The 23,028-nt window shown below is 56.3% G+C and carries 20 protein-coding genes, 1 tRNA gene and 1 pseudogene; 20 read left to right on the top strand and 2 right to left on the bottom strand.

Going from position 1 to position 23,028, the window contains the following annotated elements; translation table 11 throughout:
* Positions 1 to 117: 117 nt before the first annotated feature.
* The 8 genes and pseudogenes from argH to PT275_RS02405 all read left to right on the top strand — a co-directional run bounded on the left by argH (position 118) and on the right by PT275_RS02405 (position 9,808).
* A complete protein-coding gene (gene argH, locus PT275_RS02370) occupies positions 118 to 1,599 on the top strand; it encodes an argininosuccinate lyase (RefSeq protein ID WP_277151999.1) in 1,482 nt (493 codons plus the stop codon).
* Between the two features lie 319 nt (positions 1,600 to 1,918).
* A complete protein-coding gene (locus PT275_RS02375; RefSeq protein ID WP_277152001.1) occupies positions 1,919 to 2,947 on the top strand; it encodes an L-rhamnose/proton symporter RhaT in 1,029 nt (342 codons plus the stop codon).
* A gap of 147 nt (positions 2,948 to 3,094) precedes the next feature.
* Complete coding sequence (locus PT275_RS02380; RefSeq protein WP_277152004.1) at positions 3,095 to 3,841, top strand: SGNH/GDSL hydrolase family protein; 747 nt, start codon at positions 3,095 to 3,097, stop codon at positions 3,839 to 3,841.
* Between the two features lie 229 nt (positions 3,842 to 4,070).
* Entirely contained in the window at positions 4,071 to 5,393 is a 1,323-nt protein-coding gene (tyrS, locus tag PT275_RS02385; RefSeq protein WP_277152006.1) for a tyrosine--tRNA ligase, read from the top strand.
* Between the two features lie 111 nt (positions 5,394 to 5,504).
* Positions 5,505 to 7,439: pseudogene (locus PT275_RS02390) on the top strand (helicase); the annotation flags it as partial.
* A 365-nt stretch (positions 7,440 to 7,804) separates the two neighbouring features.
* Positions 7,805 to 8,842: an HAD-IIA family hydrolase gene (locus PT275_RS02395; protein ID WP_277152008.1), complete on the top strand. Its 1,038-nt coding sequence runs from the start codon at positions 7,805 to 7,807 to the stop codon at positions 8,840 to 8,842.
* A 2-nt stretch (positions 8,843 to 8,844) separates the two neighbouring features.
* Positions 8,845 to 9,039 carry a hypothetical protein gene (locus PT275_RS02400; RefSeq protein ID WP_277152010.1) on the top strand — a complete coding sequence of 65 codons (195 nt, stop codon included), beginning with the start codon at positions 8,845 to 8,847 and terminating at the stop codon, positions 9,037 to 9,039.
* Between the two features lie 34 nt (positions 9,040 to 9,073).
* A complete protein-coding gene (locus PT275_RS02405; protein WP_277152012.1) occupies positions 9,074 to 9,808 on the top strand; it encodes a TlyA family RNA methyltransferase in 735 nt (244 codons plus the stop codon).
* Here PT275_RS02405 and PT275_RS02410 read toward each other — a convergent pair.
* Complete coding sequence (locus PT275_RS02410; protein WP_277152014.1) at positions 9,790 to 10,479, bottom strand: hypothetical protein; 690 nt, start codon at positions 10,477 to 10,479, stop codon at positions 9,790 to 9,792. The two genes, PT275_RS02405 and PT275_RS02410, sit on opposite strands and share 19 nt — an antisense overlap.
* A gap of 349 nt (positions 10,480 to 10,828) precedes the next feature.
* Between PT275_RS02410 and PT275_RS02415 the strand changes: the two genes are divergently transcribed.
* The 7 genes from PT275_RS02415 to PT275_RS02445 all read left to right on the top strand — a co-directional run bounded on the left by PT275_RS02415 (position 10,829) and on the right by PT275_RS02445 (position 16,948).
* Positions 10,829 to 11,791, top strand: coding sequence for an NAD kinase (locus tag PT275_RS02415; RefSeq protein WP_277152016.1), 963 nt, complete (start codon positions 10,829 to 10,831; stop codon positions 11,789 to 11,791).
* 64 nt (positions 11,792 to 11,855) lie between these two features.
* Entirely contained in the window at positions 11,856 to 13,670 is a 1,815-nt protein-coding gene (recN, locus tag PT275_RS02420) for a DNA repair protein RecN (RefSeq protein ID WP_277152018.1), read from the top strand.
* Positions 13,667 to 14,329, top strand: a complete 663-nt coding sequence (locus PT275_RS02425) for an HAD family phosphatase (protein ID WP_277152020.1) — start codon at positions 13,667 to 13,669, stop codon at positions 14,327 to 14,329. Before recN ends, PT275_RS02425 begins: the two co-directional genes overlap by 4 nt.
* Positions 14,330 to 14,522: 193 nt before the next feature.
* The gene (locus PT275_RS02430; protein WP_277152022.1) at positions 14,523 to 14,900 is read left to right on the top strand and encodes a GntR family transcriptional regulator; all 378 of its coding nucleotides are present in this window, start codon (positions 14,523 to 14,525) and stop codon (positions 14,898 to 14,900) included.
* 205 nt (positions 14,901 to 15,105) lie between these two features.
* Positions 15,106 to 15,987 carry an ABC transporter ATP-binding protein gene (locus tag PT275_RS02435; protein WP_277153627.1) on the top strand — a complete coding sequence of 294 codons (882 nt, stop codon included), beginning with the start codon at positions 15,106 to 15,108 and terminating at the stop codon, positions 15,985 to 15,987.
* Positions 15,987 to 16,709, top strand: coding sequence for an ABC-2 transporter permease (locus PT275_RS02440; protein WP_277152025.1), 723 nt, complete (start codon positions 15,987 to 15,989; stop codon positions 16,707 to 16,709). The genes PT275_RS02435 and PT275_RS02440 overlap by 1 nt, the downstream gene beginning before the upstream one ends.
* Entirely contained in the window at positions 16,709 to 16,948 is a 240-nt protein-coding gene (locus PT275_RS02445) for a hypothetical protein (RefSeq protein ID WP_277152027.1), read from the top strand. Before PT275_RS02440 ends, PT275_RS02445 begins: the two co-directional genes overlap by 1 nt.
* A 68-nt stretch (positions 16,949 to 17,016) precedes the next feature.
* On the opposite strand, the gene thrC is transcribed toward PT275_RS02445, so the two are convergent.
* Complete coding sequence (gene thrC / locus PT275_RS02450) at positions 17,017 to 18,507, bottom strand: threonine synthase (protein WP_277153628.1); 1,491 nt, start codon at positions 18,505 to 18,507, stop codon at positions 17,017 to 17,019.
* Positions 18,508 to 18,735: 228 nt separating this feature from the next.
* Between thrC and PT275_RS02455 the strand changes: the two genes are divergently transcribed.
* The 5 genes from PT275_RS02455 to PT275_RS02475 all read left to right on the top strand — a co-directional run bounded on the left by PT275_RS02455 (position 18,736) and on the right by PT275_RS02475 (position 22,964).
* Entirely contained in the window at positions 18,736 to 20,052 is a 1,317-nt protein-coding gene (locus tag PT275_RS02455; RefSeq protein ID WP_277152029.1) for a glutamate-5-semialdehyde dehydrogenase, read from the top strand.
* 230 nt (positions 20,053 to 20,282) lie between these two features.
* Entirely contained in the window at positions 20,283 to 20,840 is a 558-nt protein-coding gene (locus PT275_RS02460) for a phosphoribosylglycinamide synthetase (RefSeq protein WP_277153629.1), read from the top strand.
* Positions 20,841 to 20,971: 131 nt separating this feature from the next.
* Positions 20,972 to 21,661 carry a nicotinate-nucleotide adenylyltransferase gene (gene nadD, locus PT275_RS02465; RefSeq protein ID WP_277153630.1) on the top strand — a complete coding sequence of 230 codons (690 nt, stop codon included), beginning with the start codon at positions 20,972 to 20,974 and terminating at the stop codon, positions 21,659 to 21,661.
* A gap of 74 nt (positions 21,662 to 21,735) precedes the next feature.
* The gene (locus tag PT275_RS02470) at positions 21,736 to 22,758 is read left to right on the top strand and encodes a ribose-phosphate diphosphokinase (protein ID WP_277152031.1); all 1,023 of its coding nucleotides are present in this window, start codon (positions 21,736 to 21,738) and stop codon (positions 22,756 to 22,758) included.
* A gap of 135 nt (positions 22,759 to 22,893) precedes the next feature.
* Positions 22,894 to 22,964: transfer RNA gene (locus tag PT275_RS02475), tRNA-Gln, on the top strand.
* The last annotated feature ends 64 nt before the right edge of the window (positions 22,965 to 23,028 follow it).

Below are 23,028 nucleotides of genomic sequence, written 5' to 3' on the forward strand. Positions count from 1 at the left end.
ACAGGACTTACTGCTTAACGGCACAGCCAGGAGCGTCCGGAACAACGTATATCCCCGGACCTCCGCACAGTTAGCTTTACTCAAAGACTAGTTTGTTGCAGAATGAAGGGAATGAGGATGACGGAGCAGGATAATAAAGGGAATGAGCATTTGGCGCTGTGGGGCGGGCGGTTCAAGTCCGGGCCTTCGCCGGAGTTGGCGAGGCTTTCCAAGTCCACGCAGTTCGATTGGCGGCTTGCAGACGATGATATCGCCGGGTCCCGGGCTCATGCACGGGCGCTCGGCAAGGCGGGTTTGCTGACCGACGATGAACTTAAGCGTATGGAAGAGGCGCTGAACAAACTGCAGCAGATGGTGGATTCGGGCCAGTTCACGCCTGTCGAAGACGACGAGGACGAGGCCACGGCGCTGGAACGCGGATTGTTGGAAATCGCGGGAGACGAGCTCGGTGGCAAGCTGCGTGCCGGACGTTCCCGCAACGACCAGATCGCCTGCCTCATCCGCATGTGGCTGCGTCGCCATGCGCGCACGGTCGCCGGTTTGGTGCTCGGCGTGGTCGATGCGCTGATCGGGCAGGCGCAGAAGGCCGGGGAAGCGGTGATGCCGGGGCGTACGCACATGCAACATGCCCAGCCGGTGCTGCTCGCCCACCAGCTGATGGCCCATGTCTGGCCGCTGCTGCGCGATGTCGACAGATTATCGGATTGGGACAAGCGCATGGATGAAAGCCCATACGGTTCTGGCGCGCTGGCCGGCAATACGCTTGGTCTTGACCCTGAGGCCGTGGCGCATGAGCTCGGTTTCTCGCGCGTGACCGCCAATTCGATCGATGGCACAGCTAGCCGTGATTTGGTGGCCGAATTCTCGTTCATTGCCGCGATGATCGGCGTTGATCTGAGCAGGCTCTCCGAGGAAATCATCATCTGGAACACCCAGGAGTTCGCCTTCGTCCGTCTCGACGACGCCTATTCCACCGGCTCCTCGATTATGCCGCAGAAGAAGAACCCGGATATTGCCGAGTTGACGCGTGGCAAGTCCGGCCGTCTTATCGGCGACCTGACCGGCTTGATGGCCACCCTTAAGGGGCTGCCGACCGCCTATGCACGCGATTTGCAGGAAGACAAGGAAGCCGTCTTCGATCAGATCGACACGCTGGAAACCCTGCTGCCCGCGTTCGCCGGCATGGTCCGCACCATGGTCTTCGACCTCGACCGGCTCAAGGCCCAGGCTCCGACCGGTTTCGCGCTGGCCACCGACATCGCCGAATGGCTGGTCAAGCAAGGCGTCCCGTTCCGCCATGCCCACGAGCTTTCGGGAGCCTGTGTGAAAATGGCGGAAGGCCGTGGCGTCGAATTGTGGGATTTGAGCGATGACGATTTCGTCACAGTATTCAAAGATTTCCTTCCGGCGGATGTGGCCCCGCAAGTGCGTAAGGTGCTTTCCGTGGAAGGCTCTGTCGATCAGCGTGACGGCAAAGGCGGCACTGCGCCTGTACGTGTGCGTGAACAGATCGCTGAAGCCAGGCGTGCTGCCGATAAAGCGCGCCAATTCGCCGATTCCAGCAGTGATGGGCCAGCTTTTGTGGCTGAAAATAAGTAAAATCCGTACCATTTGTCGCACGTCATATCGTTTTTCGAGTGTTATAGTTTGATGGCGATAATCGACACGGCGTAGGGATGCCATGCCGGATGCAATCGCGGACAGCAGGTCAAACCAGGGCTGTTGTCTGCGATTTTGTATCTCCGTTGCAAGGCAATATGGAATTCCGGCCGGGTCGCAAGACCTGGTTCGCGAAGATTCAGGCTGCCCTGCATTATCGGAAATTATTAACATATATCAAAAATCGTCATTCAAATACAAGCGGGAAAGCTTGTCCCTCTCGCCTGTTTATTGGTTTTCACGAAAGACAAATCTATTCATGGTTGCTGCATTTGGTGTGCTTCTTCTGGCTACGTTGTTCCAGGGAAGCTTTGGAATCTGCTTTAAGAAATACAAGCCGTTTTCCTGGGAAGCGTTCTGGGCGCTGTTCTCGGTCATCGGCGTACTGCTCATGCCCAATATCTGGGCCTTCATCTGGATTGGCAAGGACTATTTCCATTATCTGAGCCAGACCCCATGGCAGATGCTCATCGGTGGTGTCGCCGCCGGGTTCTTCTGGGGTGTGAGCGCCATCTGGTACAGCCTCGCCATCGATGATATCGGCGTATCGCTGGTCACCGGTATCAATATGGCCCTTTCGAATCTTCTCGGTTCCCTTGTTCCGATGGTTGTCTTGCACGCGTATCCGAAAACGGCGACCTTCATTGCGATCCTTGCAGGCCAGGCGGTTCTGATTGCCGGCGTGGTGGTGCTTTCCAAGGCGGGATTCATGAAAAGCTCCCGAATGAAGCAGGCCGAGTTGCAAAAGGCCGAAGGAGCCCGATCTGGCAAGAACTCGAAGTTCATGGTCGGTTTCATCATGGCATTGGCCTCCGGCGCCGGTTCCGCCGCCGTCAATATCGGCGCGACCCTATCGAAGACCCCGATCGATCTGGCCGTGTCCGGGGGAGTCAAGCCGATGTATGCCACGCTTTTGGGATGGGTTGTTGTGTTCTTTGGCGGGTTCCTTTCGAACTTCGGTTACGCGCTGTACAAACTCATTCGCAACAAGACCTACAAGGACTATGTCAAGCCGGGTTGCGGCATCGCCTACGGCAAGGTTCTGCTCACCTCTTTCGTCTGGTTCGCGGCCATGGGCCTCTACGGTTTCGCGGTCTCCATGCTGGGTCGTCTCGGTCCGGTCATCGGCTGGGTCATGTTCAACGGACTGGCGCTGATCGTCGCCAACATCTGGGGATTTGTGGACGGCGAGTGGAAGGGGCACCGCAAGCCGCGAAATGTTGCGCTCGTGGGCAATCTGATCATCGTCATCGCACTGGTCCTGCTTGGGGCGACGAACGCGATGTGATTCGTGGAGACACCGTCGAAGCCGGTTTCGATTTACGGTTTTTCATGGGGCGTCGGTGTCGATGAGATCTTCCCGCCGCTTTCGTTCAGGCGTCTTATGTGTCAATACCCTTGGGGTATGTTGAGTTTGCATAAGGAGACACGAAGCATGACATTGGGCATCAAGACCCCGGTCGCGACCATTGAGGCGATCTGGGCCAAACACACGATTCATCTGGCCGAGCCCCCTGCAGGAGAACCTTCGGGAATCAAGAAGTTCGAAGGATCGGGAGCCGAAGCGGCTTCGGCGTTGACACTATGTGCTGTCGGCGATTCCATGGTTGCCGGATGCGGCACACAGGACCAGCAGGAAGGCTTGATTCCCGACATCGCCGAGGGATTTGCCAAGGAATTTCGTCGCGATGTCGCTTGGCAAGCACTTGGCAAGCTCGGTGCCACCATGCGCCGCGTGCGTTATCGCCTGCTTCCCGAAGTGCTCAAATTAGACAAGAAATTTGATATCCTGATAATTTGCGCCGGGTCCAACGATATCATGGCCAACCGCACACTCGAAGAATGGCGTGACGACCTTGCCGCCGTACTTGAAGAGGCCAAGCCCCTGAGCAATCATATCGTCGTGCTGAGCCCAGGCCAGATGCAGCATGAACCTTCGTTGGGGCGTGCCTTGCGTCGTGCGCTCGAACGCGAGATGGACGGGCAGGCGGCGGTGAGCAAAGAGGTCTGCTCCGAACATCACGCGACCTACGTGGACATGATCCACGAAAACGTGCATGCCGACGCGCCCGACTTCTTCTCGCCCGATCATTTCCATCCCAGTGCGCAGGGCTATCAGTACATGGTCGATGGCGTGATTGCCAAGCTTGGAGTCTCATTCACCCAACAGTTTGTTGCTTAGGTGACCGTTCGGTTTTCTTGATGTTGGCATCACTTTGGGATTTCTCCATTTCGGCTGGTGACTTTACTTTTACAAACGTCAGCGGGGTTTGCAATTCGGTCGGGTCCGCATCAGACAAATTCCACAATCGAAGCGACATTGCGGTGTCGCTATCTTCTGTGAAAATAGATTGGTTATGGAGTCGTTCGGCTCCGGTTGTTCAGCTACAAAAGAATAGGGGAATACGGTTATGGCTCACGTCACCAATTTCAAGGAAGCGGGATTCGACTCCCTCTTCGATGAATTGAACTGGCGCGGGTTGATTTCCCAGTCCACGGACCGGGATCAGCTCGCCAAGGCATTGAACGGCGGGCCGATCACCTATTATTGCGGTTTCGACCCCACCGCGGCTTCGCTGCACATCGGCAATCTCGTGCAGCTGATCAACATGCGGCACTTGCAGGAAGCGGGTCACCATCCCATTGCGTTGGTGGGCGGTGCCACCGGACTGATCGGTGATCCGCGCCAGAGCGGCGAGCGTACCTTGAATCCCAAGGATGTTGTCGAAGGCTGGGCACGCAGGCTTAAAAAGCAGATCGGCACGATTCTTGTCACCAATGGCGATAACCCGGTGCGTTTTGTTTCCAACTACGACTGGACCGCGCAGATGTCCGTCATCGACTTCCTGCGCGACGTCGGCAAGAATTTCCGTATGGGCACCATGCTCGCCAAAGACACGGTGGCCAGAAGGCTTAAATCCGACGAAGGCATCTCTTTCACCGAATTCAGCTATCAGGTGCTACAGGGCAATGATTTCTTGCATCTGTATGATGAATACAACTGCACCTTGGAGCTCGGTGGCTCCGACCAGTGGGGCAACCTCACCAGTGGCCTCGACCTTATCCGCAAGGTACGCGGCGAGAGCGTGAACGTGTTCACCAGCCCGATCATCACCGACAGCCAGGGCAAGAAATTCGGCAAGTCCGAAGGCAACGCCGTCTGGCTCGATCCGACGATGCTCAGCCCCTACAAGTTCTATCAATTCTGGTTCAACCAGCCCGACGGCGAGATGCTGAAGCTTCTAAAGGCCTTTACCTTCCTGCCCAAGGACGAGATCGAGCGGCTCGCCCATGAGGCCGAGGTCAACCCCGGTGCTCGCGAGGCGCAGAAGGCGTTGGCATGGGAAGTCACCAGTTTTGTGCACGGCGAAAAGGTCACGCAGGAGGCGCTTGATGCGGCTTCCGCACTGTTCGGCCGCGGCGGCGATTTGAAAACCATCAGTTCCGACATGCTTGAATCCTCCATCGAAGGGCTCAAGATCGAAAACGAGGAGGGCGAGAAGGTCTTCGCCAAGGCAGTCATCGGCGAACGCATCGCCCAGGCGGCCGTTACCGCAGGGCTTTTCAAATCGATTTCCGAGGCGCGCAAGACCATCAAATCCGGTGGCGTCTATGTCAACAACGTGCGCGTCGAGGATCAGAATCAGGAACTGACCGGCGATGATTTCCTTACCGATCATTTTGCATTGATTCGTCGCGGCAAAAAAGCGATTGGCGCCGTGGAACTTGGCTGACAGCAAGCTTTCGTCCATCTGATTAGAATTTATTTCAAAAAGTTAATATTTGGGATCGTTGCGTTCGCTACAGAAACGTGAGGTCCAGAATCAAGCAAAAGGTATAGGCATATGGCAGAAGAACAGCGCGGTAACCGCGACGGCAATTCATACGGTCACGGTTCGTCCCGTTCAGGTGGCGGCTATCGGGGTCACGGCGGCTTCCACGGCAACAATCGAGGCGGAGGGTTCCACAAGGGCGGCCACGGCGGTTACCGTGGCCATGATGACGACCGGCGCGGAGGTTACCGCGGTAATGGTGGACAACGCGACTTTCACCGTGACGATCGTCGTGATGGCGAACGCAGCGGCGGCTATCGCGGGCACAACGACGGCGAGCGTCGCGACTTCCGCCGTGATGACGATCGTCGCGGAGGCTATCGCGGGGGGAATGACCGTAGGGACTTCCATCGCAATGATGACCATCGTGGCGGCTACCGAGGCAATGGCGGTTACCGTGGGCATGACGACGACCGGCGCGGCGGCTATCGCGGCAACGACGGACACCGTGACGGCGAACGCGGCGGATACCGCGGCGGCAATGACCGTAGGGACAACTACCGCGACGGTGAACGCAGGGACTTCCATCGTGACGACCGTCGTGACTTCCACAAGGATGGGGATCGTCGCGATTTCCACAAGGGTGGATTCCGACATGACGACGATCGACGTGGAGGCTATCGAGGGGGAGACGATCGTAGGGACTTCCATCGCAATGATGACCATCGTGGCGGCTACCGAGGCAATGGCGGCTATCGCGGACACGATGACGATCGGCGCGGCGGCTATCGCGGTCATGATGACGACCGGCGTGGTGGATACCGCGGCAATGACTATCGTGACGGCGACAGGCGTGACTTCCGTCGCAGCGATGACCGTCGTGGCGGATACAACTCCCGTGGTAACGACCGTCGTGACTTCCGCCGTGACGAGCATCGTGACGGCGAACGAGGAGGCTACAGGAAGAACTACAACGATCGTGGAAACGATCGTCGTGATGACCGCCGTGGCGGTTTCCACAATGACGGCCGTGACCAATACATGCACGATGGTCCGCGTCGCAATTCCGACGGCACGGTCTCGTTCCCCTCGCAGAACCCGTATACCGATCGCCGCCCTGGCGAGCCACGCATGCCCAAGGGCATGGAGTGGTCGATGCTTTCCAAGGATGAGAAGGAACGTCTGAGGGGGCTTTCCAAGGAGCACGCCGAAAACATCGGCCTGCATATCCTTGCTGCCTATTCGCTTGAGGAAAGCGATCCCGAGGCTGCGCGCGACCACGCCGAATGGGTGGCGCGCCAGGCTTCCCGTATCGATTTCTCGCGTGAAACGCTGGCGTTCATCGCCTACCGTCAGGGCGATTATAAGACCGCGCTGAAGGAATTCCGCACCGCTCACCGCATGAACGGCTACAATGACTATCTGCCGTTCATCGCCGACTGCGAACGCGGGCTCGGCAATCCCAAACGTGCCATCGAAATGGCCATGTCCGACGATGCCAAGGCGCTCACGGGCGAATCGAAGGCCGAGATGTTCCTCGTCTACGCCGGTGCGCTTGGTGATCTGGGATTGTGGGACAAGGCCGTTGACGTGGTCAGTAAGCTTGCGGATACCAAGGGTCTTCCCGGCGCCTACCGTATGCGCGCGCTGCAGGCCGAACAGTATTTCCTTGAAGAAGGGGGACGCGGGGACGAGGCCGCCGATCTTGATACGCCCATCGAGGCGCTTGAAAACAAGTACGCCGACGAGGACGAGGATGATGAAGATGGTGATGAAGTCGTCATTGACTACGACCTCGAGCGTCTGCCGGATGACATGATGGAAGAGCTTGGAATCACCGAAGACGATGCGCAGTATGCGCCCGATCCGTACGAAGATGACGAGGACTACGATCACACTGAGGATTCCTCCGATTCTGAGGAATCTGACCGGTCCGAAGGCTCGGATAATGCCGATGGCGGTAATTCGGATGACGCGGACGAGGCCGAGGAAGCCGATTCCGATGAAGCGGCAGGAGCCGAATTGGATACGGACGCCGATCTCGACGACCAGTCCGAGTCAGCGCTTGACCCGCAGACCCCGGAAGCCAAGGAAAGTGCCGAAGCCACTGCCAAGGAAAACGCCGATAGCATGGAAGTCGTCGACGAGTCCGGCAAACCGGACGAATCCGCTGATTCCGTTGCTGAGCAAGACGGCCAAGGCGAAGTCGGAGAAGACGATGAGGCACAAACCGAAGGGGATTCGGACGACGATGAGAACGAGTTGCCGGCCGAGGAAACCACGGAAGGCGCGGAGCATTCCGACGACCCTGCTGTAGAGCAGGAGATCGCCGACGAAAAAGACGAGTCCGACGAGGAGGAATAGGAGAAACAGTGCTTAAGGCAACCGAACAACCGATTGAACAGGCCTATGGTTTGGCTTTGCTTGATCTTGATGGTGTGGTCTATCGTGGCAAGAATCCGGTGAATCATGCCAGCGAATCCATAACGAAAGCCCAGAACGCCGGAATGACGGTGGAATACACCACCAACAATTCCTCGCGCTACCAGCAGACCGTGGCTGATCAGCTCAATGGCTTTGGCCTTGAGGTCGAGCCTTGGCAGATCATCACCTCATCGGTGGTTGCCGCCCGTATGGTGGCCAGGGCTGTGCCGAAAGGTGCCAAAGTATTCATGGTCGGCGCAGGGCATCTGCGCGAGGAATTGGAAAAGCAGGGGCTCGTCATCGTCGATCATGTCGAGGACGATCCTGTCGCCGTGGTGCAGGGTTGGTATCCCGAAGTCACTTGGCAGGAGCTCGCCAATGCCGCCTACGCCATCGAACGTGGCGCGCAGTATTTTGTGACCAACCGTGACCTTACGATTCCACGGGAGCTCGGTATTGCTCCCGGTTGTGGATCGCTTATTCGTGCCGTCATCACCGCTACGGGTGTTGAACCTGTGGCCTCCGCCGGTAAGCCCGAATCAGCGATGTATGACGAGGCGCGGCTCCTGGCCTCACACGACGGCACCACTTTGGTGCCTAAAGACCGTTGCCTTGCCATCGGTGACAGGCTTGACACCGACATAGAGGCGGGCAACCGTGGCGGCTATGACTCGCTGGTGGTGCTCACCGGCGTGGCCGATCCCAGGCAGCTGATGTTGGCTGAGCCGCACCTGCGTCCCACTTATATTTCCCGTGACCTTCGTGATCTGCACTCGGCCATGCCGGCAACGCTTCAGGTCTCGAAAACGCAGTGGACATGCCAGAACGCGACGGCACAATTGCAGGGTAACGAGGTTCGTGTCAGCGATTCGAGCGACATCAACGCGTTGCGTGCGGCGTGCGCTTTGCTCTGGAATCTCACTGACGAGGGAAAGGCCAATGTTTCAGAACTGAAGCTTCCTGATTTCAGGCTTTTCGAGGACTGATCATGGCATCTGAATATGACGGTATTCAGCACGATGACGATTCCGGCAATGCTGAACGCCGTCATGAGTCCTCTTTCGAGAGTCTGAGGCAACGCTATCCACAGCTTGACAGGCTTTCTGGCATGGATGATGAGCAGAAGATAGAAGCATTCCGCAGTGTCTTGGGAACGCTTCGCAAAGATTTGGATAGTCGGTAGTAGGCCTGTGGTCATAGAAGGATGTGAAAAAAGTATGCGTCTGGACGCCTATATGGCTTCTACCGGTCTGTCCCATAGCCGTACCCAGGCGCAACGCCTCATCCGTTCCGGCAAAGTACGCGTCGACGGTCAACCGGCGACCAAACCTTCCATGCCGGTAGATACTGACGTGAACGTTTCAGTCGACATCGGCGACGACTACGTTTCCAGGGGAGCCTACAAACTGCTCGGAGCCTTTGAACGATTCGCCGACGTCGGCCTGCCATCCCCGAAAGGCCGACACTGCCTGGATATCGGTGCCTCTACTGGCGGCTTCTGCGACGTACTGCTCAGGGGCAATGCGGCAAAGGTCATCGCCCTTGATGTCGGCCATGGCCAGCTCGACCCTCGTATCGCCAGCGATTCACGTATCATCGAGATGAGCGGCATCAACATCCGTGATGTCGAAGCCGCCGATTTGCCGTACCGCCCTTCTCTGGTCGTTTCCGATGTGTCATTCATCTCACTGGCCTACGTGATCCCGATCATTGCAAAAGTAGCCGCGAATCCGGCCGATATCGTGCTTCTGGTCAAACCCCAATTCGAAGTCGGCAAAGGTCATCTTGGCAAAAACGGTGTGGTCGACGATCCCGTGTTGCGCCAACGTGCGCTGGAAACGGTCTGCGAATGTGCACGAGCCAATGGGCTCAACGTCATGTCGACCTGCCCCTCTCCGATTGAGGGGACTCATGGCAACGAGGAATATCTGCTTTACGCCACCTTGCGTTGAATGCCATCATCCGTATCCTCCGATCTGCGATGTTCGATAACAGTGACGTTTGAGGTTCTGTCGAATTTGAGTTCTTTGCTGTATATCGCTTTACGGACCTGTGTATGGTGAGAAAGCGAGATCGCATCGGCGTCTATGGTGCGGCAGATGGTATTGGACAGTGTTACATTATCGGCGACGATTTGTTCGATGCTGTTTGCTTTAAGATACTTGTTCATTCCGAATCGTTCGAACATCGCCGTGTGCATTGGCATCACTTCGAGATTGTGGATTTGCGCAGACTGTCCGATGTCGATATGACCGACGATTGTCGCATGCTTTGTCGTAAGGGATTTGGCGCTGAGTACACCATTGACTTGGACGCAATGGTTCGCTTTAAGCGTGTAGGCTGTCGACAGCTCACCGATGAAAGTGATTGCGGTCGCCTCGATCGATTTGCCAGCGGTAACACAGCCATGACCTGAAAGCAGGGCGGTGGCTATGCCACCCGAAGCGTTCAGCATTCCTCCGTCGATGATGATTCGCCGTCCTCTGCAGCAAGTGGTCTGAAGAATGCCTTTTATCACAAGCGTGTCGAAGGTGACATCAGGAGAAAGCGCGGCATTCCCATGCGAGATGAGGACGTCATAATTGCCGCGCGAAATGTAATTGCTGAAGGTATTAAGGTTCATCCCGCCTTCTTTCCGGCCGTTCGATCCACCTCGGTTGGATGGTTCACTTTCGGTATTACCGGAAAAACCGGTTATTGGGAAATCGAATCAAGAAAATAAGGGAAAGTTCAAGATTCCTTGATAATACAAAATGTTAGAAATAGTTATTGGTTGTCAGTCGTTTGCTTTGCGATGGTCTGCGGCTGGCAATCCCGGCTTGCCAGCTTGATGTTTTGAAAGCAGCCATGGCCAATGTCACACCTTCGTCGGTGCATCTTGCGCTAAGCTCATGTTGTAGATACTGTCCGGTTAGGATATGGGTAGCAACGAATTCGTTTTTGAATCATTTGATGCAGGAAAGAGGCAGTCGATGGGTGCTAGGCGACGTGCGGTTGTGGTCACTCATATCCGGCTCCGCGAGACCAGTCTGGTGGTGCGCGAGGCGGTCGAACAGCTTAGGCGTGCCGGCTTCGTCGTAAAAGTGGTTGATAGCCTTGATCCGCCAAGATTCGGGGAACCTTCGCCGATTGTCGACAGCGACACGGAAATCGTGGTGGTGTTGGGTGGCGACGGCACGATTCTCGGTGCGGCCGAACTTGTCCACAATACTGGTGTCCCCATCCTCGGCGTCAATCTTGGCCATGTCGGTTTCCTTGCGGAATTCGAAAGTTTCCAGTTAAGCGAGGCCATCGCGCGTGTCGCCGACCACGACTATTCGATAGACGAACGCAATCTTGCCTCGGTTTGTGTGACTTCTCCGGATGGCAAAGCGACGGTAAACGACTGGGCACTGAACGATATCATCATCCAGCAAGCCGATCGCGACCACATGATCGAGCTGTCTGTCGGGGTCGATGAGGTGGAGGCCAGCTCGTTCAGTTGCGATGGCGTAATCATTTCGACGCCGACTGGTTCGACCGCTTACGCTTTTTCCGCCGGAGGCCCCATCATCTGGCCGGATGTCAAGGCGTTGCAGCTTATTCCATTGGCCGCCCACGCCTTGTTCACGCGTCCGATGGTGATCAGCGAACATTCTCGGTTCAGCGTCGATCTGATTGACGACTCGCTGACCGACGGTTGGATCTGCTGTGACGGCAGAAGGAAGATGAAACTCGGGTACGGTACGCGTACCACGGTTCGTCTTTCGCAGAGTACCGTCCGCCTTGCCAGTCTTTCCGGTGTCCCGTTCACCAATCGTCTGGTTACGAAATTCAATCTCCCCAGCGTGAGCCTTCGCCAACGTTCGCGGCTTGAAGAGCGCAGGCGGGAGCACATCATCGCCAACGAAAACAAGGGTCGCAATGGCGAGGCGGAGAATGATCGGGAAGAATAAAGGGTCGGGTCTCAACGGACGAGACCCGGCCTCAGAACAAGGCTCATCTGAAAGGTGAAGACCGATGCTTGAAGAACTGGAAGTGCGTAATCTTGGGCCAATCCATTCGGCAGTGCTTGCGCCCAACAAGGCAATGACGGCCATCACCGGTGAGACCGGGGCCGGAAAATCCATGCTGCTCAGCGCTGTTCGGCTTATTTCTGGCGCCACCGCCAGTGTAGCCCGTGTCACTGCCGGAGCGGATTCGGCATGGGCACAGGGTATTTTCGACGTCGATGAGGATAGCACCGCCGCCAGACTGGCACAGGATGCCGGTGTGCTGGATGTCGACAACGGCGAAACGGATCCGGACCCCGATGAAATCGGTCGTCGGGAGCTTTTCCTTTCGCGTACTGTTCCGGCTTCGGGTCGTTCGCGGGCGGTGTTGTGCGGACACAGCGTCCCCAGAAGCGTGCTTGGCAACGTTGCGACGGAATTGGTGACGATTCACGGACAGGCCGACCAGCTGCGTCTCGCCTCGCCTGCACGCCAACGCGAATTCCTTGACATGGCCGCAGATGACAAGGCGGAATGTGACACCTATCGTGTCGCCTGGCAAAAGCTTCAGACGTTGGACGAAAGGCTCAATAATCTTGCCAATCAGGAGGCTTCCGCACGTCAACGAGCTGATTACCTGCGCGAATCCATCGAACAGATCAACAAGGTCGATCCCAAACCCGGTGAGGATGAGGAACTCAAGGAAAAGCGTGCGCGGGTGGAGAACGCGGCCGAAATCGCGCAGGGCGTGGGGTCAGCGCTTTCCGCATTGGATGCCTCCCAAGTCGATGCCGACACCGACGCGCAGGGTGCCGCCGATGCCATCAACCATGCGATCCAGGCGCTGCGCACCATACATGTCGGCGGTTCTTTCGGACAGGCGGCCGACCGTCTTGAATCGTTGAACGCTGACCTTTCCGATATCGTTTTCTCGCTTTCCAACGAGGTGGATACCGACGAGGACGCCGAAGGCTTGGACGCCATTAATTCACGCATCCACGAACTTGACGAACTGACACGCCGTTGGGGACCAACGCTTGAGGATGTCATCGCCTGGCGGGACAAGGCGGCGTTCGAGGTCGAGGATCTCGATGCTTCGCCAGAAAAGGTGGATGAAATCAAGGAACAACGGAAACAGGCGTTTGACGATGCCGTAAAAGCTGCTGAGGTGCTGAGCAAGAAAAGGAAGCTTGCGGCCACCACTCTGGCGAATACGGTCACCAAGGAGCTTTCCGCTCTTGCCATGGCCGGGGCGGGACTTGAGATTCGTGTCATTCGGCGCAATTCGGCTTCCAAGAACAAGACGGCTTCAAAAGACGGCGAAACGCAGGTGCCATCGGCTACATGGCCTCTGGATGCCAACGGCATCGATGACATCGAATTTCTGTTCACGCCATTCCCTGGTTCTCCGCAATTGCCGATGGGCAAAAGCGCTTCCGGCGGCGAGCTGAGCCGGCTCATGCTGGCGTTGGAACTGGCAGTTGCCGAAAAGCGAACGTCCGGATCGAGTGACATGACCTTCATCTTCGATGAGGTCGATGCCGGAGTAGGAGGCAAGGCCGCGGTCGAACTGGGTAAGCGGTTGGCCACGCTCTCGCAGACATCTCAGGTCATCGTGGTCACCCATTTGGCGCAGGTCGCCTCGTGGGCCGACTCCCAGTTCGTGGTGAGCAAAGGCAACACAACAGCCCAGAGTGCCAGCTCGAAGGCGCCAATCGAAACGACGGTCAACGAGGTCACTGGAGACGCCCGCATCCACGAAATCGCGAGAATGCTTTCTGGCAGCGAATCTGCTACATCCCTCAACCACGCCAAAGAGCTATTGGAATCCAGTAAGCTATGAATAAGACGAACGAAGGCAAAGCAGCCATCTTTGATTTGGACGGGACCTTGCTCGATTCGATGGACGTGTGGCATCAGGTTGATGTCGACTTCTTCCACAGCCGTGACATTCCCTTGACCGACGACTACATGGGTGTCGTCAATGCGATGCGGCCTGAGGAAGTGGCACGCTACACCATAGAGCGTTACGGCTTGAATGACACACCTGCCGAGCTGGCCAAGCTGTGGGACTCGATGGTGCTTGAGGCGTATGGCACCACTGTCGAGGCCAAACCTCATGCGGTCGAATACCTGAATTACTTGAAATTGAGCGGTGCACGTTTGGCAGTGGCAACCTCGCTTTCGCCACAGGTACGTGAGGTTGGCATGGAGCACGTAGGTATCCGGGAGTTCTTTGACGTCGTAGTGAGTGTGGAGGATACCGACGCAAAAAGCAAGCACAGTCCCAAGGTGTATCTTGCTGCAGCATCACGCTTGGGTGTCGCTGCCAAAGATTGCACCGTGTTTGAGGATCTGTTGGTGGCGGTGAAGGCCGCGAAATCCGCAGGGATGCACGTCTGGGCCATGGAAGATAACTATTCCCTTGAGGACAGGCCGGCCATTGCTACGATTGCCGATGGGGTCATCAATGACTTTGCCGATGCACCCCAAGTTCTTTGACGCGATTATTCGTTGTCAAATAATGTCAAATCCTATCTGAATAAATATACCTTTGTCGCATGCTGCAAAAAAACTGTTATGTTTTGGCCTTGCACAGTTGATTTAACTGTTATATAGTTCTACTTAACAGTAGAACTGTTAGAGAAATCCAAGAGTTTTGCTGGACACTGATCAGCAATAGGAAGGGGCATAGATGAAACTGATCATCTCATCCGTGTCCGGAGAACCGATCTACGAGCAAATCAAACGTCAGATACGCGAGGCGGTACTGAACGGCGAGCTTAAAGGCGGGGAGGCGCTGCCGAGCCTGCGCAAGCTGGCCCGCGAGCTGCGCATCTCCGTGCTCACCGTCACCCGTGCCTACAACGAGCTGGCGGATGAGGGCATCATCGTCAATGTGCAGGGCAAGGGTTCATTTGTCGCCGAAAAAGGCGATGAACGGATGAAGAAGAAGCTTACCGGCCAGGTGCGCAACGCCTTGCGTCAGGTGGGAATCGCGGCCAAAGCCGCTGATATCCCGCTTATTGACCTGATGGATATGCTCGAGCAAGAGTACAAGAAAGCTAAGTGAGATTCGCTGGCAGAATGAAAAATCTATGGGGGCTGCCGTCATTGTAGGGCATCTGCCAATCATCTTTCATTCAATTGCCAATGAAGGTTTTTGAAACTTATCGGTTCATCGGTGAACAGGAAAGGAAACGATGATGACACAGTCATCACCTACAACAATCAGAAAGAGCGACGAGAACGCCAACGTTAGCAGCGATGTGCAGCCGATGGCGCTGAGCGTCACCGACGTGGCGAAACGCTACGGCTCCGGTTTCGGCTTGGGCCCGGTGACCTTCGATCTGCCGATGGGCTACATCATGGGTCTCATCGGCCCCAACGGTGCCGGCAAATCGACGCTCATCAAGCTTATTCTCAATATGATCCATCGCGATGCCGGCTCGATCAACGTGCTTGGCCTCGACAACATCGCCGATGAGGTGAAGGTCAAGGAACAGCTCGGTGTCGTCTTCGATTCCAGCTATTTTTCGACGTATTGGACGGTCAAAATGGCCGGCCAGGTCATGGCGATAATGTATAACACTTGGAATCAGAAGCAGTTTGAGCATTACGTTGTTCGATTCGGACTTGGAATGAAGAAGGTCGTCAAAGACCTCTCGCGTGGCATGCAGATGAAGCTGATGATTGCGGCCGCCCTGAGCCATGACGCGAAACTGCTGATTCTTGACGAACCGACCAGCGGTCTTGACGTGTTGGCGCGCGATGAGCTGATGGATATCCTGCAGCGTTACGTGGAAGACGGGAAGCACAGCGTGCTGTTCAGCACCCACATCACTTCTGACCTTGAACGTGCGGCGGATTTCATCACCTATATCACTCAGGGACAGCTTTATTACACCGGTCCGAAGGACGAGTTCGAGGATTCATTCCGCGTGGTCAAAGGCGGTCTCGACCAAGCAGCGCGCATCGAACCGTACGTTGCCGGACTTCGCCGTTTCAGCACCGGTTTTGAAGCGTTGGTCCATCGCGAGGTCGTCGACAAGATTGTGGGTGAATCTCCTGAATTGATCAGTGAACCGGTGTCCATTGATGACATCATCCGCCTGACCAATACTACAGCCAAGTCGTCCAGAGATATGTACGAGGAGTGATGAACATCATGGATACTAAGCAAATCAGTAGAGCATTTCGCATCGATATATACAAAATTTTGGCATACGGTAGCGGTAAAGGCATCGGTAGTGGCAGTATATGGTTTCTGATGGCATTGCCCATGCTTTTCGCGATTGTAGCGAGGTTGGGAAGGAACAATGGGCTGATAAGCCCCATGAGTGGCGGTGTCACAGGATTGCTGGTCGCCATATCTGGCATGATGGGGATATTGGTATTCAGCTACGAAGATCAGACCGGAAGCGGGAAGCTCAACGGGCCGTTGCCAGTTTCTCGGATGAATCAGGTCATCGGCAGGTATGCTTTTACTTTGTTTGCGGTTGCCATTGCCGCCCTGTTGCAGGTGATTTGCGGATTGGTAATATATATGCCATACAAAATGAATGCCGTATCTGGATTGACCGCAACGGTGCTGGTGGCAGGTATTGTGTACGCCAGCTTGACATTGCCGCTCGGCTATAGGTTCCCTGCGGCGAAAGCGACAGGTTTCGCATTCATTGTTTTGTTTGTCATAGCCGCGATCATCACAGTCACCGGATTCGCTCTGCCGGATTCTGTGATTGATAATGTGAAGCGCTTTGTCATGGACGCCAAACTAGGTCCTATTCCGTGGATAGCCATTATCGGCATCATCGTGGCGGCAGTGATGTTCTTTTTCTCCTGCAGGCTTTCGATGCATATCTACGAACGCAAGGATCTTTAATGAACGAGGATAATTGTTCTCGTGACGAAGATAAAAAAGATGCTCAAGACCGTGAGAACAAGCAAAACATGACCAGAAAGCGGACCATTTTCTTGCCTTTGCTTCTTGTTCTGGTTGGTTTGCTTGTTATGTTGACAAGTGGTTATTTGACTTCTGTCGCCATTCGTATATTCTTCGTCGTGTTGATGCTCGCGGATGTCGGCGTTATGGCGGCATTAGCCGCGAGCGATCACAAGTAAGGCTGATTCGGCACAAACTCATCGTGCCAAATCAGCCTTAAAAATGAATCCTTAACCTCCGATAAAAACTACAAACGTTCGGATACATTGCTGACATAGTCAGGCATCTCGTCGATGGAGATGACGTCGGTGAAGCGTTCGGTGGCGTGCTCCAGGCCACGCAGGTTCTTGGGAGCGGTGGTGCCGGTGGCTTCACAGAGCCGGTCCATGCAATCGAAGTCGGTACCGGTGGTGTCGAGGCCAAGGGCCTTGCCGACCACTCGCGGGAACTTGTACGGACTGGCGGTGCTGAGCAGCACGCGGGGCATCGCAGTTTCTTGAGGCATCTGCGTCAGCACATGGTAGCCACAGGCGGTATGCGGGTCGATGACGTAACGGTTGGCGTTCCAGCAGTCGGTGATGGCCTGGCTCACCTGGTCCTCATCAGCCCACCCGCAGGAGAACAGTCCGCGGATACGTTCGAGCAACGAATCGGGAATCGTAAATGAGCCTTTGCTCTGCAGATCGCTCATGAGACTGCCGATAAGCTTGGTATCGCCGTCCGACATATAGTAGAGCATGCGTTCGAGGTTTGATGAGACCAGGATGTCCATTGAGGGCGACGTGGTTTGGTAGAACGGGCGCTCGCGGTTGTAGGCGCCGGTCGTTAGGAAGTCGAACAACACATTGTTGCGGTCGCTGGCTACGGTGAGTCTGCCAACAGGTAGACCAAGTTTCTTGGCGTAGTAACCGGCGAGGATATCGCCGAAATTGCCGGTGGGTACGACGAACTCGACCTCGTCGCCGACCTTGATGGCACCGCGTTCAATGAGTTGTGTGTAAGCGGAGAAGTAATAGACGACCTGCGGTACAAGCCGGCCGACGTTGATGGAATTGGCGGAGGAAAGCGAGACGCTGTTGTTTTCCTCAAGTTTTGCCGCCAGATCTTTATCGCCGAAAATGCGTTTGACGGCGGTTTGCGCATCGTCGAAATTGCCTTTGACCGCGCAGACGTTGACGTTCGAGCCGGTCTGGGTGGTCATCTGCAGGCGTTGGATCTCGCTGACCTTGCCTTCGGGGTAGAAGACGGTGATGCCGGTGCCGCCGGTGTCTGCAAACCCTGCGAGCGCCGCCTTGCCGGTATCGCCGGAGGTGGCGGTCAAGACCATCACTTTTTCGTTTGTCGCAGTCCCGGCAGTAGCGGTACGTGCCATGAACTGTGGCAGGATCTGCAATGCCACGTCCTTGAACGCGCTGGTCGGGCCGTTGAAGAGTTCAAGGATGTAATCATCGCCCAGCGGCTTCAACGGAGTGATGGCGCTGTCGAGCCATTGGGAGTCATAGGCCGCGCGCACGCATTCGTCAAGTTCGGAAGCCCGGAAGTCGGGCAGCAATACGCCCAGCACGGTGAGGGCCATATCCTGATAGGATTTGCCAACCAAAGCGGAGACGTCGACCTGCTGCTTGCCGAGGTCATCGGTGACGAACAGCCCGCCATCGCCGGCAAGTCCTTGACGGATGGCCTGGCGGCTCGTCAGATTCGCAGAAGAACCTCTGGTGCTATGGAAAGTGGTATTCATCACAAATGCCTCGTTTGCTATGGGCGGTCGTGTCATTTTGCTGATAGTCCAGTCTAATGGAAAGTAAGGCCGAATACCGGCGGTGTCCAAATCAACGGTTTCGGATTCGCTTTGGACGAGGCAGGGCTTACAATCGTTGGCAAAGAAGATAACGGTTTATCCGCTTTTTATGGATTCGAGACTACGGCGGATTTATGCAGGTGGATTCAAGGATTTTCGGAGAGTTTCATGGTCGCAAGTGATGGTAAGGGAACTGCGGTTCTCGACCCAGAAGTGTTTCGGCAGGTCTGTTCCATGGCGGATGCCGCGGCCCGGTCGCAAGGTGTGCTGGCGCTCGCCAACACCGAGCAGAAGAATACGCTGCTCAATGCCATTGCGGACGAGCTTGAAGCAGGCAGTGCAACCGTTGCTGAAGCCAACCGTTTCGATATGAATAAGGCCAAGCAGGAAGGTATGAGCGCGGGCAAGCTCGATCGCCTGCTTTTCGACGAGGCACGGATCAAGGCCGCAGCGGATGGTGTTCGCCATGTCGCCACGCTTCCCGATCCGATTGGCCAGATCGTACGCGGCTCGACGCTTCCCAATGGTCTGCGTTTGAACGAAGTACGGGTGCCGATGGGTGTGTTCGGCATGATCTATGAAGCGCGGCCCAATGTCACCGTCGATGTCGCCTCGCTATGTCTCAAATCCGGTAATGCGATTGTACTGCGTGGCGGGCACGAAGCGCAGCGCACCAACGAAGCAACGCTTTCCATCATTCGCAAGACGTTACAGGAGCAGGGTTTTGATGCTTCTTTGGTCGCTTCCGTCGACGAGTTCGGGCGTATGGGTGCCACGGCGATGATGGAGGCGCGCGGGCACATCGATGTACTGGTGCCGCGTGGGGGAGCAGCGCTTATCCAGGCCGTTGTACGCAATTCCAAGGTTCCTGTCATCGAGACCGGCGCCGGCAACGTTCACATCTACGTCGACAAGGCAGCGGATTTCGCCAAGGCCATTCCGATTATTCTGAATGCCAAAACGCAACGGGTCGGCGTGTGCAACGCCGCGGAAAAGCTCATTGTGCACCGCGACGTGGCCAAGGATTTCCTGCCGCTTGCCGCTAAGGCGCTCACAACAGCCGGAGTGGAACTCCGTGCTGACGATGAAGCCTACGATATTATCGATGGCAGCGACGTCAACGGGGTGAATCTGGTTCATGCCACCCCTGAGGATTGGGACACGGAATATCTGGCGTTGAAAATGGGTGTCAAGGTCGTCGGCTCCCTCGACAAGGCAATTGAGCATATCAATGCCCATTCCACCGGCCACACCGAATGCATCATTTCCGAGGACTACAGCGCCATCGAACGGTTCACCAAACGTATCGATTCAGCGGTGGTCATGGCCAACGCCTCTTCAAGGTTCACGGATGGCGGTATGTTCGGTTTTGGAGCTGAATTGGGCATTTCCACCCAAAAGTTGCATGCGCGCGGACCAATGGGATTGACCGAGATGACCACAACCAAATGGATCGGCTATGGCACCGGTCAGGTGCGAGCTTGATGACAAGCGAAGGACATGACATGAACGACGCTGAACGAAACGATAACGACACTGCCGACAACGATGGCGGCAAGGAATTCGAAGGCAACATCTCCGCCAATCAGAATCCGGCCAATCAGCCGGTGACCGCCACGACGGACGGCCGACAGTCCGAGGAAAGCGACGAGAACGTGCAGGACGAGGAACAGGTCGGTGTCAAGGCCGACTACGGGCTTGCCAAGGACCGTGGCATCGATGTGAACGATCCTCGCATCGGGTTGAAGATCGCCTCCGAACGCCTCGCCATTGTTCGTTACGTGTTTTTGGTGCAAGTCGAGGACGGAATCGCCACCGCCGACCAGCGTGCTTCCCTCGAATATGCGGATGCCGCGTTGATCGGTTGGCCGGAAATGGACTCGGATGACGTGGTCGATCTTGACGAGGACGGCAAGAAGACCGTGGCCGAACGGTTGTCGGCCATGGAACGTTACATCGCAGAGTTCAGCAAGAAGGAAGCGGAAGGTGACGTTGACGCCATGAACGACCTGCTGGTGCGCGCCACGGAGTGCGTCGCCTCAGTGCGTCGCCTGTACCAGCCCGATTTTCCGATTCCCACCTTCACTGAGATCCGTCGCGTTGTTCAGGACGAATATGACGAGGATATGGGCAAAATCGACCCCAGCGAGCATACTACCGTCGAAGCCATCGAGGAACAGACCGAACAGGCCGATGAACACCGCGAAAAAACCGAAGCCGACAAGCCGCATGATGACGACAAAGCCAAGAGCGAAGACGAGCGCAAGGCATGAGTGACGGCTCGTTGGTTGCCGGTACGCTGGCAAGCAAAGACGAAGGGCATGTGACGCATGTGCAAACTGCCGGCGAATCGCTTTCGGATCCAACCGGCGACGTGCTCCAACCTCCTCAAGAGACCCGCAAGATGTCGGGACTGTCCGGTGTTGCCGATCCGAACTCCATTGAGGCGATCGGAAGCAAACCGGCCAGCCGACACAGCAAAAGCGGTCGTCGCCGTATCGGCATCATGGGCGGTACTTTCGATCCTGTCCACAACGGGCATTTGGTCGCTGCCAGCGAGGTGGCTTGGGTTTACAACCTTGACGAGGTGATTTTCGTGCCGACGGGCCGTCCAGCCTTCAAGCTGGGCAAGCACGTCACCAACGCCGAAGACCGCTATCTGATGACCGTCATCGCCACGGCCTCGAACCCGAAATTCACCGTTTCCCGCGTCGATATCGACCGTCCTGGCGTCACCTACACCATCGACACCCTGCGCGATATCCGTGCGCTCAATCCGGACGCCGAGTTGTTCTTCATCACTGGTGCCGACGCCGTCGCCGAAATCCTCAAGTGGAAGGAAGCGCGGAGCATGTTCGACCTCGCGCACTTCGTCGCCGTCACGCGCCCCGGCTACACCAGCCCCGAGCATATGCGCACGCAGGTCGAGGTCGACACTCTGGAAATTCCAGCGCTGGCCATCTCTTCGACCGACGTCCGTCACCGTGTTTCGCTGGGTGAGCCTGTCTGGTACCTCGTTCCCGACGGTGTGGTGCAATACATTGCCAAGCACGGGCTTTACACCGGCGCTGAAACCGCGGACCGGACGCGATAACCAGCCGTGTCGTTTCCGTCGCGTTGAACGGTTACTATTATTTTTGGTTTATACAGACGATAACGTTTGGAGACATGGTGAGCGCAATCCTAGAAGGAAAGCCCAGTAAGAATCTCATACTCGTCACCGGCAGGGCCCATCCCCAGCTGGCGGCGGACGTCGCTAACCAGCTTGGCATCGACGTCCTGAAGACCACGGCATACGATTTCGCAAACGGCGAGATGTATGTGCGCTACACCGAATCGGTGCGAGGCTCGGATGTCTTTGTATTGCAAAGTCACGCCGGTGATGTCAATAAGGCCATTATGGAACAACTTATCATGATTGACGCGTTGAAGCGTGCATCGGCCCGTTCCATCACGGCTGTCTGCCCGTTACTGGGTTATTCCCGCCAGGATAAGAAACACCTCGGCCGTGAGCCTATTTCCTGCCGTCTTGTTTTCGACCTGCTGCGCACGGCCGGTGCCGACCGTGTGATGAGCGTAGACCTGCATGCCGCACAATCGCAGGGCTTCTTCGATGGCCCGGTTGATCACCTGATCGCCATGCCTGTTCTTGTCGATTACATTCGCGACCGGTTTGAAGACAACCTCGACAATGTCGCCGTCGTCTCCCCGGACGCCGGTCGTATCCGAGTCGCCGAACAGTGGGCACAACGCCTGGGCGGCGGTCCGCTCGCCTTTGTCCACAAGACCCGCGACATCAACCGCCCGAACCATGCCACGTCAAACCGCGTGGTCGGCGATGTTCTCGGCAAGGATTGCGTCCTGGTCGATGATCTGATTGATACCGGCGGCACCATCGTCGGTGCCTGCGACGTACTCAAGAAGGCCGGTGCCAAGTCCGTCACCGTCGTTGCCACGCACGGTGTGCTCTCCGATCCTGCCGTCGATCGCCTCAAGAACTGTGGAGCCCGTGAGGTCGTTTTGACCGACACGGTGCCGATCGACGAATCCAAGCGTTGGGACGGGCTTACCGTGCTTTCCATCGCCCCGCTGCTGGCCAGCGCCATCAGGGCCGTCTTCGAGGACGGTTCAGTCGCCAAACTCTTCGACACCTACCCTGAGCACCATGGCCAAGGCTTCCTTTTCGCCTGATTCACGGTGTGGGTACGGTCTCAGATTGTCGCTGGCCACATGAGCGGCAAAGCCCATGACTTGCCTTCAGGCGTGTCGGGTTGTCAGCAGTGGCCAGCATAATAGAAAAACGGTTCGGTCCCGCGATCGAGCTATTCCTCCATGGTGTAAAGGCAGCACACGGGTCTTTGGAACCCTTAGTCTTGGTTCGAATCCAGGTGGAGGAACTTCTCGCAATCGGCTGTGTTTCCTGCTTCGGATACCAGCCGATTCGCGTATGTAAAGAGAAGA

Source organism: Bifidobacterium sp. ESL0745 (genome assembly GCF_029433335.1).
GTDB lineage: Bacteria > Actinomycetota > Actinomycetes > Actinomycetales > Bifidobacteriaceae > Bifidobacterium.

Excerpts from the sequence above, each read along its gene's own strand:
- PT275_RS02430 (WP_277152022.1), top strand. The coding sequence starts at position 14,523 with ATGAAACTGATCATCTCATCCGTGTCCGGAGAACCGATCTACGAGCAA.
- PT275_RS02470 (WP_277152031.1), top strand. The coding sequence starts at position 21,736 with ATGGTGAGCGCAATCCTAGAAGGAAAGCCCAGTAAGAATCTCATACTC.
- PT275_RS02375 (WP_277152001.1), top strand. The coding sequence starts at position 1,919 with ATGGTTGCTGCATTTGGTGTGCTTCTTCTGGCTACGTTGTTCCAGGGA.
- PT275_RS02415 (WP_277152016.1), top strand. The coding sequence starts at position 10,829 with ATGGGTGCTAGGCGACGTGCGGTTGTGGTCACTCATATCCGGCTCCGC.
- PT275_RS02425 (WP_277152020.1), top strand. The coding sequence starts at position 13,667 with ATGAATAAGACGAACGAAGGCAAAGCAGCCATCTTTGATTTGGACGGG.
- argH (WP_277151999.1), top strand. The coding sequence starts at position 118 with ATGACGGAGCAGGATAATAAAGGGAATGAGCATTTGGCGCTGTGGGGC.
- PT275_RS02380 (WP_277152004.1), top strand. The coding sequence starts at position 3,095 with ATGACATTGGGCATCAAGACCCCGGTCGCGACCATTGAGGCGATCTGG.
- nadD (WP_277153630.1), top strand. The coding sequence starts at position 20,972 with ATGTCGGGACTGTCCGGTGTTGCCGATCCGAACTCCATTGAGGCGATC.
- PT275_RS02445 (WP_277152027.1), top strand. The coding sequence starts at position 16,709 with ATGAACGAGGATAATTGTTCTCGTGACGAAGATAAAAAAGATGCTCAA.
- tyrS (WP_277152006.1), top strand. The coding sequence starts at position 4,071 with ATGGCTCACGTCACCAATTTCAAGGAAGCGGGATTCGACTCCCTCTTC.
- PT275_RS02440 (WP_277152025.1), top strand. The coding sequence starts at position 15,987 with ATGAACATCATGGATACTAAGCAAATCAGTAGAGCATTTCGCATCGAT.
- PT275_RS02400 (WP_277152010.1), top strand. The coding sequence starts at position 8,845 with ATGGCATCTGAATATGACGGTATTCAGCACGATGACGATTCCGGCAAT.
- recN (WP_277152018.1), top strand. The coding sequence starts at position 11,856 with ATGCTTGAAGAACTGGAAGTGCGTAATCTTGGGCCAATCCATTCGGCA.
- PT275_RS02405 (WP_277152012.1), top strand. The coding sequence starts at position 9,074 with ATGCGTCTGGACGCCTATATGGCTTCTACCGGTCTGTCCCATAGCCGT.
- PT275_RS02435 (WP_277153627.1), top strand. The coding sequence starts at position 15,106 with ATGGCGCTGAGCGTCACCGACGTGGCGAAACGCTACGGCTCCGGTTTC.
- thrC (WP_277153628.1), bottom strand. The coding sequence starts at position 18,507 with ATGAATACCACTTTCCATAGCACCAGAGGTTCTTCTGCGAATCTGACG.
- PT275_RS02455 (WP_277152029.1), top strand. The coding sequence starts at position 18,736 with ATGGTCGCAAGTGATGGTAAGGGAACTGCGGTTCTCGACCCAGAAGTG.
- PT275_RS02410 (WP_277152014.1), bottom strand. The coding sequence starts at position 10,479 with ATGAACCTTAATACCTTCAGCAATTACATTTCGCGCGGCAATTATGAC.